The organism is Polaribacter sp. KT25b, from assembly GCF_900105145.1.
Taxonomy (GTDB): domain Bacteria; phylum Bacteroidota; class Bacteroidia; order Flavobacteriales; family Flavobacteriaceae; genus Polaribacter.
In genome coordinates this window covers 2,672,636-2,692,368 of record NZ_LT629752.1, presented here as the reverse complement: position 1 = coordinate 2,692,368, position 19,733 = coordinate 2,672,636, and the positions used below count along the sequence as shown (strand labels likewise).

Here is a 19,733-nt window from a genome sequence, read left to right as displayed (position 1 = left end):
AATTTTCGTTTTAAATACGAGTGGTGATTTTTAAATCTTATTTCTCAAATGAAACAACTACCTTATCTAAAATTGGTTTTGATTCATTTTCCGTTGTATCCGTCATTTTAACCTCAAATTGAAATCCATATCCTTTAGGTAAGTCTGAAAAATTCATTTGCGCAGGAGTTTTTTCAATTTGCTTAGAGAAACCTTTGATATAATCATATTGTTCTTTCACAACTTGCCAATCACTCCACTCATTAACGAGTCCGTCATTAGTGGTATCTACACCCATTCTTACTTCTACAGTCTCCACCCAAGGACCAGTACTTACATAATCATTTCTTGTTTGCGTAAGCAAGTAATATTTACCTTCTGCAAACATGATATCTGGATCTGGATGTCCTTGACCAATGTTTCCACAAAACTCAAATTTTTTATTGATGTTATCAGACGTAAACCAAGCAACACTCATATGTTTACCACCTGTCTTACCTGCTGGATCATAATCTGCGAATAAATAATATTGACCACCAATAGAAATAGAAGCCCAATCTCCAAAAGAATTTTGTTCTGGCTCATGGATTTCGTATTTACCAAAAGAAACGACGTCTCCTTTTTTAATTCTTTGTCTCGGAATATCAACAGGTGACGCTTTTCCAGGATAGTTATCAGGGTCTTCCTTAAACCAATGCGGATGTGCATATTCAGCAAATTTACCAGTTGGTTTGGTACGTTCATCTACAGGAGGATTTAAAATTTTAAAATCATTAAAACCATCTTTACTAACAGCATGAGTTGCTAAGGGCGAATCCCAAGCATGCGTAGAAGCATCAATAGGCGACCAATCTTCAGCTATAATATGAAAATTACCTTCTAAATCTCTAATAACTGCACAATCTGAACCATCTGAAGGATCCTTAAAAGCCATGCCCATTTTTTTACCAACAATACCATCAGTTAAGTTTTCATCAATAAGTAAATGCGGATCTTGATCGTTTGGGAAATCGTAATAGAAATAAAATTTTCCATCAATATATTCTGCAGAAGTTACCCAACGAGAAGACATGTCTGATATAGGTCCATAATGCACCCAGTTTTTCATATCGATACTATGCCAAGCATGATATCCCTTTAACGGTTTTTTTAATCCTGATGGAGCATCAAATTGATTTTTAAGATGTGTTGTTTTTAACACCACATCATACCCTTTTAAGATGGTATCCTTACTTTTAAAATCATTCGGTCGTTTATTATTCTTTCTAGTATCATATTTACCAAACATCCAGTAATTTCCATCTCCTAACTGCAATGCCACAGGGGCATCACCTAAATTTGCTGGTGCTGCAGTAGGGATTTGTTCCCAATTTAACCATTCTGGTGATTGAGAAAAGGTAATGGATTTTGCAGCTCGTTTTTTTGCAAACTTTTTCATGGAGCTTTTGAAAACGGCTTCCTTTTCAGTAGGAATTACTTTTCCTTTGCTGATTTCTAAATTTGTTTTTGTAGCTATATTCGCTTGCCAGTCTTCTTGAGACTCAAGGGTCCAAGTATTTTGTGCTTGTAGCGCTCCGTTTACAGTAAATAAAGCAAATGTAAGCAGTAAAAAAGCTTTGTTTATTTGTGTTCTGTTTTTCATTTTTATTATATTATTTTTTAGATTAAAAGAATTTTACGGTATTATTTATTTTGTAAAAGAAAAAGCAACTGGTTTTTGATGTCTCCATACTTTAACATTATGTTCTTTAGCATTTAGACGGCTCATCGTTCTTACAAAAGATTTCTCATCCGCTATTTTTTCTGAATTTAATTCTATCACAACATCATCCACTTTAAATCCCATTTTAGCCAATTTACTATTCTTAGGAACAGAAACCAGTAACACTCCATAAGTGTCAAACATTCCTGTTGCAGAAAGTTCTGCTTCCGTTTCTAGTGTTTTAAATTTAGCTCCCATGAACCCTTTCAACTTTGACTTCACAAATACATTAGAGGCTATTTCTTTAGGTGCAAGAATTTTAGGTTTCATTGCCAAATTTTTCAATTTATCAGAAGTAACACCAAAACCAGACATCGGAAAGTTTTTAAATCCAAGACTTAATGCTGCTGATTTATTTGAGACGGTAAAGTCGCCATGTTGAGGTTTTCCTGCAAAAAGAACATTACCATACAAACTTTCAGCATCGTCCTGTGTTTGTTCTTGTGCACCATAAGCAGGTACAACATTTTTAGAATCAGGATTGTGAACGAAATTGAAATTTCTAGTTCCTCCCCAAAGCGTTGGGTTACTAGATTTGTACACTGTTCCGCCCCATAGAATATTTCTTTCAAAAATATCATTTGTTGGTTTTGGGTAGGGTACATTACAGGTGTATCCTCTGCCTAAAATTACATTATTTGTAACCGTACGATGATATCCTTCACGTGTTTTAATACCTCCAGATAGACTTATATTATTGTAGATCTCATAATTGGTAGATCCATCATCCAAATCAATATCCCAACCATGATCACATTGCATTCTATTGTTACGAATAATAGTGGTCTGATAAGCATCCCACAAAGGAGCATTTGGATACTTTTCTATATAATAACTAATCATTGCTTTTCCATTCTCATCTCTAAAGTCAGGTCCAGAAGGTCCAGCTCTAAACCAATAACGATCTCTTCCCCAAGAATTAAAAGCGCCATGATCGTGAGTCTCTAAAACCGTTTCAAAACAATCGTTCCATTCTATGATATGACCTCCCCAAGTTCCATCACAAATATTAATGGCAGCTCTTGGTGTGTGACTAATGGTATTATGACGAAGTGTAATTCTTGATGACATAGAAATATTAATTCCGGAGGCTTGTTTTTCAAAACGACCACAAAGCATCATTAAATTATTTTCAACAATACAATCTGCTGGATAATCTTCAGCTTTTGGACCAATAGTAGTATCTATTTCATCTAATGGTGGTGGAAGATGTTGAAAACTAAATGAAGGATCACGAACTGCAGCAAAGGAACCAACAAAGTTCACATCCGTAGAACCATTATTTTGAAAAATATTTTCTTTTATTTGAACATTACGACTATAACTATCCACAAATACTGCATTTCCTCCCAATTCTTTAAAAGAACAATGATCGATGACAATATTTTCTGTTCCTCTCATGTGAATGGCTCCACCACGGTATACACACCAATCACTTCTTAGTAAAGGCTCAATGGTTTCTCTTAAAGTTCTTTTAGTACCTGTAAAATGAATACCAGAAATCTGAATATGTTTTACCGGATTAGTAGTTTCGTAATTTTTAACAATGGTCTCTTTTTGTGCATTACCACTTTTGCGAATTACCATTTCTGCAACAGGTAGTTTATGATCTCCGTAAACTTCAATAAGGTGTTTAATTTGAAGGACAGCTTCAATTTTTGTATTGTTAAGGTTTGTATTGGCTTCTGGCATATAATACAACCAACCGTCCTTAGTATTATGATACCATTCTCCTGGAACATCTAATTCTTCAAAAACGTTTTCTATCATTCGATACCCTTTGTGAGGTGGAGCAGATCGGTTGTTTTGCCAACCCCCTTCGTAAACCAATTCGCCTTTATTGTTTTTACCAGTTACAAAATAATGCTGACTTCCCCATAAACCTCTGTGCATACCGTTTAGAATTGCTCCGGTAGGATCTTTCCATTCAGCTGCTTTTTTAGCATCCCAAGCATCTGGAGCTGCTCCTGAAAAAGGAACTGTTCCTGCTTTTTTTCCACGTACAGAAGGATCTCCATCTGTAGGTATAAAACCAGCATTAAAATTAGGATATCTTGCCATGTGTTGTCTTTTCTGATCTACAAAAAGTTGATCAATTGCATTTAAATCTCCCACATGGGTACGATAAATACCATCTTTAAATTCTTCCCATTTAGAAGTAATTAATTGTGCTCCTGTAATAACTACGTTTTCATTTTTAGCTGCCGAATAAACAACAGGAAATTGTTCACTACCACTATCTGCAGTGGTAATTTGTAAAGGCGTTATTAATCTATAAACTCCCTCATGTATAACAATGTTACATGCTTCTTTTCCTAAAAGTCCACTAGCTCTTAATTTAGCTTGTGCCGCTTTTATAGTTAACAAAGGTTTAGACGCTGTTCCATCATTGGCATCCGATCCATTGGTTGCTACATGAATATCTAGTGCATATAATGGTACAATGCACAGTACTAATAATAAGGTAATTATTTTTTTCATTAGTTTATATATTAATTTTTCATTCTTATTTTAAGCAGTAATTTATTTTGCTACATCTTCTGCATATATATTTACTTCTCTATCATTTTGTTGAAGTTTTCCAGGAGTACTTCTTCCTTTATCTACATAAGATTGAAGTAATTTTGTTAATTCTTCTACTTTTTCAGGGTATTTATCATATAGATTGGTAGTCTCTGCAATATCATTAGACAAATCAAATAATTGTAAACTAGGAGATCCTTCTGGGGTTTTACCAGCTCTTGGCGCACTCCAACCACCAGATCCAGGACAAAGCGCTAATTTCCAATTTCCTTTTCTGATAGAAAAAGAACCATTAATACTATGACTAATAATGTCTTCTCTATTTGTTATAGTTGGCTTTTTTAATGTTGATAAAAAGGAAATGGCGTCTACACCTGATGTTTCATCTAATTCTATCCCTGTAATATCAGAACAAGTAGCAATAAAGTCAGTCATACATGTTAATCTATCTGTTTGCGTTCCTGCTTCTATAACTTCTGGCCAACGAATGATAAAAGGAACGCGGTGTCCTCCTTCATAAATATCTGCTTTATTTCCTCTTAAATTTCCGCTAGGTGAGTGTCCTTTCTTTTTTAAAGCAGGAATTTTTGCAGCAGGAGAACATCCATTATCCGTAGAAAATAAAACAATGGTGTTTTCGGTTAAATGATGTTTGTCAAGTGCTTTTAAAACTTCTCCTACAACCCAATCTGTTTCCATTAAAAAATCTCCATAAGGTCCTAATTCCGATTTTCCTCTCCATTTTTCACTAGGAACAATAGGAGTATGAGGAGACGTTAATGGCAAGTATAAAAAGAAAGGTTCATTTTCTCCAGCTCTCTCGTTTATATAATCAACAGATTTTTCTGCAAAAACTTGTAAACATTCACCTGATTTAAAACTTGGAGCAGAAGGCCCTTTTCTAGAACGTATCTTTGGATCATTCATAACCGAAGGAAGTTCTGTCACCTTTTCATTTTCAATATATACATACGGAGGCATATCTAAAGAAGCTGCAATTCCATAGAAGTAATCAAAACCATTACTTGTTGGCGTTATGGCTGGTTTTGTATAATCGATATCCCATCCGCCACCAATTTGCCATTTCTCTTTTTTATAATTAGGTAACAATTCCCAACCAATACCTAAGTGCCATTTACCAACCATAGCTGTATGATAATCTGCTTGTTTTAACAAATTAGCAACCGTTGTTTCTCCTTTTTTAAGCAATGGTTTCGCAGTCGGTTTATGGATAACCCCTTTAGATAAAGTTGTTCGCCAATTGTAACGTCCTGTTAAAAGTGAATAACGAGATGGTGTACAAACAGAAGATGACGTATGTGCATCTGTAAAACGAATGCCTTCTGCTGCCAAACGATCTATGTTTGGTGTTGCAGCTTTCCCTGTTGTATGAGAAACATCACCTATTCCCATATCATCGGCATAAATAAAAATGATATTAGGACGACTTGTGTCAGCCTTTTTTTGTGTTAGTATATTTTGACTCAAAATTAAAAAAACAACTGCAATTATAGATTTGTACATTTTTAATAAGATTATATTATTTAGGTAAAATTATTATTTATCATTAATACAGGCTTACTCTAATCCTTCTTTTTGTTGCTCTTTTTGAATAGAGATAAATATCCATACTTGATGATAAGAATTCTTATCATATATGCTTATTGCTTTATAGTAAGTTGTTTAACTTTTAGGTTTATCAACTAAATGTTAGCGAAATGTTGCATTAAAGAAAAGTATTTGAATGATTAGAGTAAAGGTTTCTTTAGTGTATAGGATATATTTGTACTACATTTAATCAAGCTAATAAATTTAAGACTGATTAAAAACCTTAATTTACAATGTTTCCTATGAAGTTAAAAGTTTTATTTCTTTGTATTTTTATTTTATTTTCAATTCCGTTTTCTTCTCAAGAAAAACAAGTTGATTTTAAAGTTGATTTCGAATCATTTTTATCTAAGCATGACATGCTTTGGGATATTGTACCAGACAAATGGCAAACCGCTCCTTATTCAGGTAATGGAAATATTGGTTTTTTATTTTATCAAGCACAAGAATCAGAAAAAAATGTAATATCTCTTCATATTGGACGTCATGATTATTACGATCATAGAGAGGCAAAAACAAAGGCTGATGAAATGCTTTGGATCAAAAGAAGCAGATTGCCTCTTGGTCATTTTCAATTAACATCTAAAGGAAAAATTACAGGAGTTGACATGCGTTTAGATTTGTGGAATGCAGAATTAACAGGTACTATTAAAACCTCTAAAGGAACTTATTCAATTAAAGGTTTTACGCATAGTACAAATGATAATATCTATTTTGAAACAGATACAACTGATGAAAACGTAGAAATAACATGGCACGCAGAAGAACCTATTCCTCCTGTTTATGAAGTCTTAAAAAGTGGCGGAGGTCCAAAAGGTGGCACTTGGGATAAAATGAGAGCAGTAACTTTAGAGATGGCTCCAAAACCAACATTTAGCGAGAAAAACGGCTACTCTTTTTGTTATCAACCTTTATTTAATCATAGAGGAGAAACCACTACAGGTTATAAAATTACAGGGAATTCTTCTGGAAAACAACAATTAATAACGAGCGTTCATCATAGTTATCCAGAACGAAATTCGCTAGAGATCGTTACTGAAAATTTAGAAGTAGGAGAGAAGCTTATTAAAGAAAATAGCTTTATTTCATCACATAAAAAATGGTGGCATGACTATTATCCATTGAGTTTTTTAACCATTAATGATGCAGAAAAAGAATCTTTCTATTGGATACAAATGTATAAACTAGGATCTGCCTCTAGAGGAAATGGACCTATTTTAGATTTAATGGGACCTTGGTATAATAGAACTTTTTGGCCAATGGTTTGGGGAGATTTAAATGTGCAACTCATCTATTGGACGCATTTAACAGCCAATAGAATGTCTATTGGAGAATCTTTACCCAATAACATTGATAAATATGTAAAAAACCTAGAAAATAATGTACCTGCAAGTTGGAAAAACAGTGCTGCCGTTGCTGCTTTAATGCCGCAAGATCTTATTGCTTTTAACGGAGCAAAAGTACCAGATATGTTAGCATGGATCTTAAACGATTATTGGTTGCATTGCCAATTTGCTGGTGATGATATTCGTATGCGAGATAAACTATTTCCTATCTTGAAAAAAACGGTAAATAGTTATTTAAATTATATAAAAGACAATCCTGTTGATGCCAAAGACGGCAAAATTCATATTAAATATAGTTGGTCGCCAGAATATAAACCAGGTCGTGGTCAAGATATTAATTTTACGTTGGCTTTAATTCGTTGGAGCTGTCAAACATTAATCGATATTGATGAAAAGCATCAAATAAACGACCCTCTTAAAAAAGAATGGGAGCATTTACTAACTAATTTGGTTGATTTTCAAGTTGATGAAAATGGATTGATGGTTGGAAAAGACAGACCTTTTGCAAATCCGCACAGACATTATTCCCATTTATTAGCATTTTATCCTTTAATGGTAATTACACCAGAAAAAGAAGCTGATAAAAAATTGCTACGTACATCTTTAGATCATTGGTTGGATGTTACGTTTAATAGTGGCAAAAAGATTAAGGCCATGCCAGTTACAGGTTATACAGCAACAGGAGCCTCTTCTATGTATGCAAATTTAGGTGATGCTGAGAAAGCGTATTATTATCTTGATTTTTTAATCAAACATAAAAACATTTCATCTACAACCATGTATTCCGAAGGAAAAATTAATCCGGTTATTGAAAGTCCGTTATCTTTTGCAACTAGTGTACACGATGTGATGCTTCAAAGTTGGGGCGGAAAAATACGCGTATTTCCTGCTAGTCCGAAAAAATGGAAAGATGTGGCGTTTCACAACTTAAGAGCACAAGGCGCATTTTTGGTGAGTGCTAAAAAAATTGAAGGAACTACCGAATTTGTATCCATAAAAAGTTTAAAAGGAAACGCATGTAACGTTCAAGTAGATTTTGAAAATCCGCAGTTTTATATCGACGGAAAATCTGTTACTATTAATAAATCCGAAGATGGTTCTTATAAAGTTGATCTAAAGAAAAATGAATCGGTTATTATTACTTCCAAAGAAATAAACAAAACAGATTTAAGCATAAAAGAGTTACCAAAATCTAAAGAAGAGCAGAATCTTTTTGGGTATGGTAGCAAAACAAAAAGATTACCTGGTCATACATATTACAGTTCTTATTAAAATTAATTATGAAAACAATTTTATATCATCTATTTATTATTTCTTCTATTTTGTCATGTACTGGAGTAACACAAATTGTGCAAGCGCAAGAGAAGAAACCTAATGTTATTTTTATCTTTTCTGATGATCAAAGATTCAATTCTTTGAGTATGACTGGAGATCCTATTATTCAAACTCCAAATATTGATGAATTAGCTAAAGAAGGAGTCTTTTTTAACAATGCTTATATTACTAGCCCTATTTGTGGCCCAAGTAGAGCAAATATATTTACAGGACAATGGGAACGAAGAAATAAAATTGGATTTACGAATGTTTCTAAAAATCTTATTTCTGAAACTACCTATAAAAATAGCTGGCTGGCGCAATTAAAAAAAGCAGGATACTCAACCGCTTTTATAGGAAAACATCACACAAAAATAGGAGATAGAAATGATACGCCTTTAAGAAAAGATGTAGATTTTTGTTACTATGGAAATGGTCATTTAGGGTTTTATCCAGCAAAAAAACATAAACAGTTTGCAAACCTTAAAAACGAAACACAAGTTGAAGGAATGTTAGAGGCAACTAAGGCTTTTTTAACACAAGGAGATGCTTATGATTATTTTTATAAAAATGCTGATGCCTCTATTAAAAATCAAATTAAGAAAAGAGACCCTAACGAACCTTTTTCTGCATGGATTAACTTAAATCTACCTCATGCTTCTAGTATTGGCGGAATGGGTTCACATGAAACAGACCCAGAATATTACAAAACAGGATATGATGATGTAAAAGATAAAATTGAATTACCAGAAGGATATCCTCAAAACATTAGTTTGCCTGAAGATGTTTATGCCACCAAAGATTTAATGAAATACTACATTACATCTAAAAAGGGTAAATTACTAAATGAGAAACTAAAAATGACCAGAGCAATTCATGCTATAGATATCATGATAGGAAATTTACGTTCATTTTTAAAGGAAATTGGCGAAGCGGATAATACCGTTATTGTATTTTGTTCAGACAATGGTTTGTTTTTAGGTGAACACGGATTAGGTGGTAAAACTATTTTGTACGATGAATCTGTACACGTTCCTATGATTGTGTATTCTCCTTTTTTTACTGATAAAACACAAGGAAAAGTAATAGATGATTTGGTGGTTGGTCAAGATATTCCTGCTACACTTTTAGAAATGTGTGGTGTAAATATCCCTACATCTTATCAAGGAGCAAGTGTGCTTCCTTTGATAGAAAAGAAGAATGTAAAATGGAGAGATGACATCTTTTTAGAAAACTTATTTACAGACCAAGGATATCCGCGTCAAGAAGGCGTACGAAGTAAACAATACAAATACATTCGTTCTTTTAGTAAATTAAATGACCGAAATAAATATGTTCCAAATCAATCTTCAAATAATAACGAACAACCTATTTACGAGGAATTATTCGATATTATAAAAGACCCAAAAGAACAAAATAATTTAGTAGGTAATAAAGACTACATCAAAGTTTTAAACGAATATAGAGAACGATGTAAAACCCTTGTGTCTGAGCTAAACTAGTTTTATAATTAAGGAATTATCATCATGAAAAAAGTATTTCTATTAGTAATGGCTTGTTTAGTTACATCAAGCAGTTTTGCACAAGAAAGACCAAAAAAGCCAAATGTATTAGTAATATTAACTGATGATTTAGGTTGGCAAGATGTAAAGTGTTACGATATTGACGAACCTTCTCCATTCGAAACACCAAATATTGATAAATTAGCTACAGAAGGCGTTCTTTTTTGGCAAGCTTATTCTGCTGCAACTGTTTGTTCTCCTTCTAGAGGAGCTATTTTATCAGGTAAACATCCTGTTCGTCTAGAAAGAACTAGCGTTAGAGGAGGTCATCCACCATTGCCTTTTAATTATGGATCTTTATTAATAAGTCCTTGGATGAGAGGTGCTTTAGACACATCAGAAGTTACCATTGCAGAGTCTCTTAAAACCAATGGTTACAAAACAGGTCATTCTGGTAAATGGCATGTAGGTATTGCAGTAACAGACTATCCAGAACCGAAAGATCAAGGTTTTGATTTCTCAAAGCATGGTTTTGGATCTCATAAAAGAATGAAAGACCGCACAAAAGGGTTCTCAACTGCCGACAAATCTGATCCATTTTATTTAGATGAAGCAGGTTTCCCTTTTGATGACATTACTCAAGATGGTATTGATTTTATGGATGGAAACAAAAAAGATCCATTTTTTCTTTTTTATGCTTCTCGTTTAGTGCATACACCAATTCATACAAGAAGTGAAGCTTTATTAAAAAAATACTACCAGAAATTAGGAATAGATTATCCTAAAGAAAAGGATCTTTGGGAAGAAAAAGGACAAAGAAATGCCTATTATGCTGCCATGGTAGAAACGATTGACCATTATACAGGTTTATTGATTAAGTACCTTGAACAAACTGAAGACCCAAGATGGCCTGGACATATGTTAATTGAAAATACGTATGTGGTTTTTACTTCTGATAATGGAGGTATGGAGCAACATACTGGTGAAATTATTACAGACAACTATCCATTAGATAAAGGGAAAATCAATGCTAAAGAAGGAGGTACCAGAGTTCCTTTTATTGTAAAAGGTCCAACAATTTCTTCAAATATAGAATCTAACGTAATGGTAAATGGTCTTGACCTTTATCCTACAATATTGAGTTGGACAGGAACCCAAAAAGAAGACAATCAAATATTAGATGGTGCCGATTTGTCTACATTGTTAGATAAAGATCCAACGGATTCAAAATTAGTTTTAGATCCAGAAACTGGTAAAGCGAGAAATACGATGATGTGGCATTTTCCAAACAGTTCTATGCAATCTACGTTGCGTATTGATGGTTATAAATTGGTACGAGAATATGTTGCTACTGAAGAAAAAACGGAGTTAGCTTTGTATGAATTGTATAAAAATGAATCTGAACGTGTAGATATTGAAGAGGCTAAAAATCTTGCAAAAAAAATGCCAGAGAAAGCCAAAGAAATGAATCGTCTTTTAGAAGAACGATTAGAAAAACTAAATGCTAGATATCCTTATTTAAACCCTACAAGTAAAGCACAATTACCTAACAAAGCTAAAATACCTACTGTTGTTAAAAATGGTGTGGATGGAAAAGAAGTTTGGTTAGAATACAAAAACAATGGTGCTAAAGTTGTAAAAGCAGAGTTAATATATACTAAAAATGGAGGTGTAAAAGGTGAAATTTGGTTTCCTGTTACTATGAATCTTACCAATAATAAAGTTTCTGTAACCTTACCAAAAGGAACAACCCATTATGTATTTAATTTAGTGGATGAGAATAATTATTTGATTAGTTATCCAGATGCCGGTTACCAAAAAACCACAAAAATATTTGCAACGAAAGCAATACAAGTTAAATAATAAATTTCAATCAAAGAAAAAGGAATTTTTACTATGTCATAAATATTGAAAATTACGTTTCTAATTTAAGTAATGAACCAACCTAATCACTAACATTATGATCAAAAAAATTACGTTTTTAATAGTATTCCTTTTTTCTGTACAAATTTCTAACGCACAATTTTTGTGGTTGGAAGATGAAACAAATACGCGTAAAATTGAGTTTACAGCCGAAGAAGATGTACCCACAAATTTAACAGGAAACTTTCCAAACCCTCATACTTCAGGAATTAACACACATACTATTGTCTCTAAGTACAATAGACCTGAAGGGACCAATGATTTTTTATCTTTTAACTTGTTCAATTATGTAACAGATTTAACCGATTATACAGTTACACTAAAAGCATATATTGACATACCTACTGATGAGCTTACTACAAACAACTCAAAACTTAGAGTGTTTTTTCAAAGTTCTGATGCAGGAGGACGTGTTTATGAGCAATTGAAATTCACAGTTGGGCAAGAATGGGAAACTTTTACCTTTCATTTTCAAGATGTTGCTATTCCACAAAATGTACTAGATGTTGGAGGGTATGACCTTATGATAATTGGTTTAGCTAACGGTAGTATAGAAGAACCAGCTATGAGTTATTATTTTGATGAAATATATGGATCAACAGATCAAACTGCAACAACAGTAAATCATCCAGCGGCATGGTTAGCAGGTTCATGGGGAGGCACATTTCCTGTTTTTGGTGGAGAAAGATTAGATGAAGAAATAGCAACAGGACATGACCCAATAGGAGGTGTAAATGAGCTAGTAACAGAACTTCCTGCTTTAGGACATGTGATTACAAATCTTTCTTATTTTGCACATTCACACTATTTTACTATCAGAGATAATACAAATGTAGATGTAGCTACTGAAATACATGAAAGTTTAATACCTAGTGCTGAGAATCAAGAAATAATGTTTGAAGTTCTACAAACACTAAAAAATTCTGGAAAGAAGATTATTTTGTACATTTCTACAAATTATTTAGACAGAGCAAGTGATGAAACACAAGCTGCTTGGGTAAATTATTACACAACAAAGTTTGATGGAAATGAATATTTAGCTTACAAAAATTTAGTCCAAGGGTTTATTCCTGCAGTAGCAGAATATGCCGATGGATATTGGTTCGATACTACAACTTCGCTTCGCGACGATGGGTATTTAGAAGATTTTGTTCAAATGTTTAAAGATGCCGATCCTGGAGCTGCTATGTCAGTTTCTGAATTTGGACATTTACATTATATAGAAGGAGAACCAGTTGTGGTTGATTCTGATGGAGTTGATGATGAAGACGATAGAGACTATAATGTCTCAAACTTTAGAGGAAATAACTCTTATTCAGATTTTACAAGAGGACATGTATCTGCACTAGGTGGTGGTGCTCCTCCAAATTCATGGGGATACGAAGAGTTTACAATCCCTGCTATGGTTGGTAATCCTTGGTCAGTGTATGAAAAAAAACAAGTACTAAAACATGCATGGTTTCCTATTAGAGACAAATGGCATGTTTCTAGTGCAAATTTAATATTCGGGATAGAAGATGCATACAGGTTTTCTAAAATTCTTATCGATGCTAAAGCTGGTGTTACTTTTGCCAATACGATATCTAATAATAATAATAATGGTGTTGATGCTGGACATATTAAGGATGACGAAATGGTAATTATGAAAACAATTAATGACAGACTTTTATCTAATCCTGTGCCGGATTATGAGCCTTATGTAAGACCTGAAGGGGCTTATCTTGTTGGAGAAATCGACAAAACTCTTTCATCAACTGATGATTATATTAATTCCAAATCCAATTTACCTCAAATTAACTTGTATCCCAATCCGGTGGTTGATGCGTTAACCATTACAAAGACTGCAACTGGTATCTCAAACATAATTGTTGTGTCTGTTACAGGAACAAAAGTATTAGAAAAGTTATGGGATGATGGAGCTTTAATAACACAATTAGATTTGTCTACATTAAAATCAGGAATGTATTTTGTTAAACTTACTAACAGTAATAATCAAAGTTTAACACGAAAAATAATAATAACAAAATAAATTAATCAAACAGTATCGAATAATTATTTTACACATTAAAAGGTAATTGTAATCATAGCGTAAATAATTGATTGTTTAGAGCAAATTGATTATCGAAGATCCTTTTATTTTTGTGTCAACCATAATAAAACATAAATAATGAAAAACTCAATTTTATATTTCTTTTTGTTGATCTCAATTTTTTCTCTTAATGGGCAAGAATTAGTGAAGCCCAATATTGTTTTTATTTACGCAGACGACTTAGGTTGGCAAGATACTCAGTTAAATGATGTTGGTACTGTTGTTCCTTGGGAAACACCAAATATGTTAGCATTGGCAGAAAGTGGCGCTAATTTTTCACAAGCCTATGCTTCAGCACCTAGTTGTTCGCCATCAAGAGGAGGTACCATGAGTGGTAGAATGCCTCTTAAAAATAAAATGACTCATGTAGCTGGAGGTCAGATACCTGAAGGGAAAGCTACAAATAAAACTATAATATCGTATTTCCCTGGTAGATTACAAGTAGATGAAGTTACCATAGCTGAAGCCTTGAAACCTTCAGGATATGTATCTGGTCATATTGGTAAATGGCATATGGCAGCTAATCACAATATTTATCCAGAAGCTGTAGATCAAGGGTTTGATTACCAAGATACTGATAGAGGAATTACCAGATCTATGGGTGACAGGTCTGTTGACTTTGCTACTGATGCAGAAGATGATCCTTATCGATTAGATGAAGATGGAAGACCTTATGATGCCGTAACAGAGCTTGCATTAGATTTTATGGAAGATAATAAAGAAGAACCTTTTTTTCTATATATGGCGCATTGGTTGGTGCATTCACCAATACAAACAAGAGATTTAGCATTACTACAATATTATTGTGATAAATTAGGAATTCCTCTGCCAACAACGGATGCAGATATTACAACGCCAGGGCAAACAAATCCATATTATGGAGCAATGATTGCTAGTTTAGATTGGAGTTTAGGGAGAGTTGTGGATTATTTAAAAGAGACTGATGACCCAAGAAATCCAGGAAAAAAATTATTTGAAACTACCTATATTATATTCGCGTCAGATAATGGAGGTGCAGAAATTCATGGGAAAGAAATTATTACAGATAACTATCCTTTAGATTTAGGGAAAACAAATACCAAAGAAGGTGGTTTGCGTACTCCACTTGTGATTACGGGACCTGGTATTGTAGAAAATAAATTATATGATAACATGGTTTCTCATTTAGATTTCTATCCTACAATCATGGAAATGACAGGAGCTGATGCCATTCTTGATGAAAGTGTGTTAAATAATTTAGATGGTGTTAGTTTGTTTCCTTTTTTAAGAGGAGCTGAAACAGAAATAAAAAATAATGATGACGAAGTAAGAACTGATCTTTTCTGGCACTTTCCACATGGACAAGATGAAAAAGCAACGTCAGCTATTAGAAGTGGAAATTATAAATTGTATAAGATTTATGATAAAGGAGATTATTATCAAGCTTTTAAACTATATAATGACGATGGATCTGATAATGATATAGAAGAAATGTTTGATGTGATAGATACGATGGATGCATCGCTTAAAAATGAAATGATTCTAAAATTAGAGACTCTTTTAGCAGAGAACAATGCAAGAGTACCGCTATTTAATCCAGATTATAATGGTGATCCATTAGAACATCAAGATATTGTTCCGTCTGTTGTTTCAACAGTTTTTGATCAGGATACAGGTGTAGCCACAGCAACACTAACTACTAATGCTGGAGATGCTATTATTGAAACGGCTTATTTACTATATAGGGTACTAGAAGCAGATTCAAAAGAAATAGAGTGGTTTGAAATTTCAGCAACTGTAAATGGCAATGTGATTACTGCTGAAGTGCCAGAAGAAGCTACAGGGGTTATATTTACGTTAGAAGATGAAAATAATTTTTTAGTAAAATCGGAAGAGATATCAATATTTAACCCTCATAAGATAACACTTGCTACTTCTATTGGAGAACAACCTTTTAAAGTAGTAGATGAATATGCTGAGTTAATTGGGAATACAACTGTAGGTGGTACAGCTTATTTACAAGCAAGGACTGTAGAAGGAGGAGATGGAGCTAAATTTTATGTAAAAGCTCCTGCTGATGTTGCATCTATAACTTGTGATAAAATTACATTAGGAATTATATCTCAAGCAGGAGATACTGTAAATGTTGATATCATTATTGATGGAGAAACACAAAATTTTACCTATACAAGTACAAACAATAATACTCCAGAATTATTCGAATTTGATACTCCAGTTACATTTACACAGTCATCTAAAGAGGTTCAGGTGATAACAACCTCTCTTTCTAATTCAGAAGGTTTAGCTCCGAGAGTAAGATTTGTAAATCTTTTCTTTAATGTTTTAGGGGCTACAGAACCACTTCATGAGATAACTCTGAATAGTTCAGATTTGGAACAAACTTTTACAGCTGTAGATAATTATTCAGAATTGATTGGAGGTACAGCTGCTGGGAGTGATATTTATTTACAAATGAGAACAGAAATTGACCCTGCAGATAATCTTGAAGGAGACGGAGCTAAATTTCTTGTGAAATCTACAGAAGGTTATCAAAGTATATTAAATAAAGTAACGTTTGCCGTGAAATCACAAAAAAATGATATTGTAGACGTTGCAATTACCATTAATGGAGAGACGCAACAGCAAGCTACTTATACTAGTGGTGGGAATAATGAAGGTAATAATTTCGAGTTTGTATTTAATACTCCACTTACGTTAGCAGACGATGAGGCTACAGAAATAAAATTTGTAACAACAGGTCTTTCTAATTCAGGAGAGGATGTTGTAGGACGATTAAGACTTCAAGATGTAATACTTCATGTTTCTGAGTTTACTTTAGGAATTGATGATGTTAATAAGGAAAGTAATGAAAGGTTAAGCCTATATCCTAATCCAGTAAAAAATACTTTTAGCCTTACAAAGGAAGTAGCATCAGGTATTTTGTACAATGTGTATGGAGCAATAGCGTACAAATTCGAAAATGCAAATAAAGATATTGATATATCTAATTTAAAATCAGGTATATATCTGCTAAAAGTTATATGTAAGGATGGCAACAGAAAACATATAAAATTATTAAAAGAATAAGTTTATTATAACCCAATTAAAGAACCTCCTCTATAAATTAGTGGGGGTTCTTTTTATATTGGAAAATAATAACTATAATTTAATGATATTTAGACGAAAGGTAAGTTTGTCTAAGTAGAATTTATCTCTAAGTACCTTAGAAATATATTCTAAGAAACCTTTTTATAATCTAATGGGATATTGAAATAGAACGTCCATCACACGTACATGTAAATGTTAAATCTATTACTGAATTGTAAATGTGATACCAAGTTTGTGCAATAACTGTTATGGATGCTGTTAAAGCTAAAATAATTGTAAGTAATTGTTTTTTATGATATGAATATATTTTTACTTAATAATTTATTCATGTTTAGACTAAGAGGCTTGGGCTTGTTTACGCTGTCCAATCTAAATCATACTTATCTATCAAAACCCTCCTCAAACCTTATGAAAACTATAGTAAATACACTTTACTTTTAAAAAATTAGCAGTTAACCAATTCTAGAATAAGTAGGAGGAAAAATTAAATGAATGGTAAAGACCTTCAAATGAGTACAATTCATTTTTAAAACAAAAAGACAGGATTACCCGTCTTTTTGTTTTAAACCCAAATTAAATTAAGTACTACTTATTTACTAGATAATGCATAGTTAGAATATTGTTTTTTCTCTGTCTTAAGAGATTTTATAGTAGGCATTTCTGGGTAGCTTACTAAAAAATTGTACTCATCAATTAGGTTAATAAGATAATGCGTTGTTCCTTTTGGTAAAACGGCTGTTATAGTAGAAACTCCTTCTATATTTGCTTCTGCTTTAAACCACTCTTCATATTCATTCCCACCATTTGTAGTATAAATTAGATTGGCTTTTACAACTTTTGCTCCATTTTTTTTGTACTTAAAAGTAACCTTACCTTTCTTTATAGATTCAGAAATTACTGTTGGAACAGTTTCTTTATGCTCCATCTTTTTTAAGTAAAAAGGATTGTAAGATGGGTAACTCGCATTCATTTCTGTTAAGATTGATGTAAGCTTATCATTCATCTCTTTTGTTCTTTTAACCTCTACTTTTGCTAAGTTATTTGCTTCTTCTATATCAACACGTTCAGCAGTTCCGTTAGAGGTGTCATACAATCTGTAAAGTTCAAATTCTGGAATTTTAGGATTGTTTTTGTAATCATAATTCCTAATAATTTTATAATCACCTACACGTAATGTACTTTGATATGAGGAATGTGGAAAGTGCCACATCATCGTATTTCTCTCATTTCCTTCTTTGTCTAAAACTAATTTAGAATCTGTAGGATCTTTTAATAATAAAGTAGATAAATCATCACCGTCTAAATGTTTGTTTTTTGGTTTTTCAACATTTAATAATGATAGAATTGTAGGGTAAAAATCAAGTCCGTTTACAACAACATCCGATTGTATTCCTTTTTTTATTCCAGGTCCTGCAATAATTAAAGGAACTCTTGTACCACCTTCTTTAGCGTTTATTTTTCCTTTATCTAAAGGATAATTATCCGTAAAAACTTCACCAGGATGCCCTTCCATTCCTCCATTATCAGAAGTAAAAATAATATACGTATTTTCACTTAATTTATGACCAGGCCAACGAGGATCATCTGTAGTTTGTAAATAATCAAAAACTTGGCCTACATAATAATCTAACATTTCTACCATTGCAGCATAATACGGATTGTTTTGTCCTTTTACGTCCCAACCATGTGGATCAGTTGGATAATCTAAACCTAATTTTTTACAGTATTTTTCTAATAGCGCTTTACTTCTGGTATGTATTGGTGCATGCACTAAAAAAGTGGCGTAATACAAGAAAAATGGATCTTGTTTGTTTTCTTTTAAGAACTTTAACGCATTTTCGTTATTTTGATGAAAAGGAAACCCTTTTTCATCTAATCGATAAGGATCTGATGCTTTATTAGTTGCAAAATCTGTAAGTCTATGTGGTTTTTGAGGAATTGTAGCTCCACGATCATGCGTAGTAACATCAAAACCTTGGTCCTCTGGTTGCGGGTAAGCTAGATGGTTTATAGCCATATGCCATTTACCTGCATGCCCTGTTGTGTAACCCTTTTGTTGTAAGACTCTAGCTAATGTCGTTTCGTTTTCTGGCATACGTCCACTATACCAAGGATCCATAATACGTTGTGTTTCTTTACTAGCGTAAACTGTAGGGGGCGCACCACCCACAACATGTGTTTTTTGTGCTCTAGCAGGATGAGTTCCACTCATTATTGCACATCTACTAGGTGCACAAGTAGGAGCGGGAGAATAGGCTTGCCAAAACTGAACCCCTTCTTTTGCGAAAGCATCAATATTTGGTGTTTCGTATGGAGATGGATTATCTATGTCATACACTTTTAAATCTTGCCAACCTAAATCATCAGTAAGTAAGAGCACCACATTAGGCTCTGGCCTATCATTACTCTGTGTTTTGTTGTTGGGTGCTTTTTGTGTATTACAACTATATAGTAATACACTTGTTAAAACTAAAGGGAGGAAATTTTTGTACTGTGTTTTCATTATATAAATAATTTTATTTATTGATGATCATACTTATAATGATGATCATACTTATAATAAAGTAAAAAAGTTATTTGTCTTAACAGAAAAAGGCAGT

Annotated in this window: 9 protein-coding genes; 5 read left to right on the top strand and 4 right to left on the bottom strand. The window is 33.1% G+C overall.

Annotated elements, in window-relative coordinates; all coding sequences use genetic code 11:
• Window positions 1–37: 37 nt before the first annotated feature.
• From BLT70_RS11560 to BLT70_RS11550, 3 genes are read right to left on the bottom strand one after another with little or no spacing between them, the layout of a single operon-like run.
• On the bottom strand, window positions 38–1,621 hold the full coding sequence (locus tag BLT70_RS11560) for a hypothetical protein (RefSeq protein WP_197678360.1): 1,584 nt from the start codon (window positions 1,619–1,621) through the stop codon (window positions 38–40).
• Window positions 1,622–1,666: 45 nt separating this feature from the next.
• Window positions 1,667–4,222: a right-handed parallel beta-helix repeat-containing protein gene (locus tag BLT70_RS11555; protein WP_091894568.1), complete on the bottom strand. Its 2,556-nt coding sequence runs from the start codon at window positions 4,220–4,222 to the stop codon at window positions 1,667–1,669.
• Window positions 4,223–4,264: 42 nt separating this feature from the next.
• A complete protein-coding gene (locus tag BLT70_RS11550) occupies window positions 4,265–5,788 on the bottom strand; it encodes an arylsulfatase (protein WP_091894566.1) in 1,524 nt (507 codons plus the stop codon).
• Window positions 5,789–6,114: 326 nt separating this feature from the next.
• On the opposite strand from BLT70_RS11550, the gene BLT70_RS11545 reads away from it, so the two are divergent.
• The 5 genes from BLT70_RS11545 (at window position 6,115) to BLT70_RS11525 (ending at window position 17,112) form a co-directional block, all read left to right on the top strand.
• On the top strand, window positions 6,115–8,490 hold the full coding sequence (locus BLT70_RS11545) for a glycoside hydrolase family 95-like protein (RefSeq protein WP_091894564.1): 2,376 nt from the start codon (window positions 6,115–6,117) through the stop codon (window positions 8,488–8,490).
• Between the two features lie 8 nt (window positions 8,491–8,498).
• Window positions 8,499–10,034, top strand: coding sequence for a sulfatase-like hydrolase/transferase (locus BLT70_RS11540; protein ID WP_091894562.1), 1,536 nt, complete (start codon window positions 8,499–8,501; stop codon window positions 10,032–10,034).
• A 24-nt stretch (window positions 10,035–10,058) separates the two neighbouring features.
• On the top strand, window positions 10,059–11,897 hold the full coding sequence (locus BLT70_RS11535; protein WP_197678359.1) for a sulfatase: 1,839 nt from the start codon (window positions 10,059–10,061) through the stop codon (window positions 11,895–11,897).
• A gap of 97 nt (window positions 11,898–11,994) precedes the next feature.
• The gene (locus tag BLT70_RS11530; RefSeq protein ID WP_091894560.1) at window positions 11,995–13,986 is read left to right on the top strand and encodes a T9SS type A sorting domain-containing protein; all 1,992 of its coding nucleotides are present in this window, start codon (window positions 11,995–11,997) and stop codon (window positions 13,984–13,986) included.
• A gap of 138 nt (window positions 13,987–14,124) precedes the next feature.
• Window positions 14,125–17,112 (top strand): sulfatase-like hydrolase/transferase, encoded by a 2,988-nt coding sequence (locus tag BLT70_RS11525; protein WP_091894558.1) that lies wholly within the window; start codon window positions 14,125–14,127, stop codon window positions 17,110–17,112.
• A gap of 610 nt (window positions 17,113–17,722) precedes the next feature.
• Here BLT70_RS11525 and BLT70_RS11520 read toward each other — a convergent pair.
• Window positions 17,723–19,636, bottom strand: a complete 1,914-nt coding sequence (locus tag BLT70_RS11520; protein WP_091894556.1) for a sulfatase — start codon at window positions 19,634–19,636, stop codon at window positions 17,723–17,725.
• Between the last annotated feature and the right edge of the window lie 97 nt (window positions 19,637–19,733).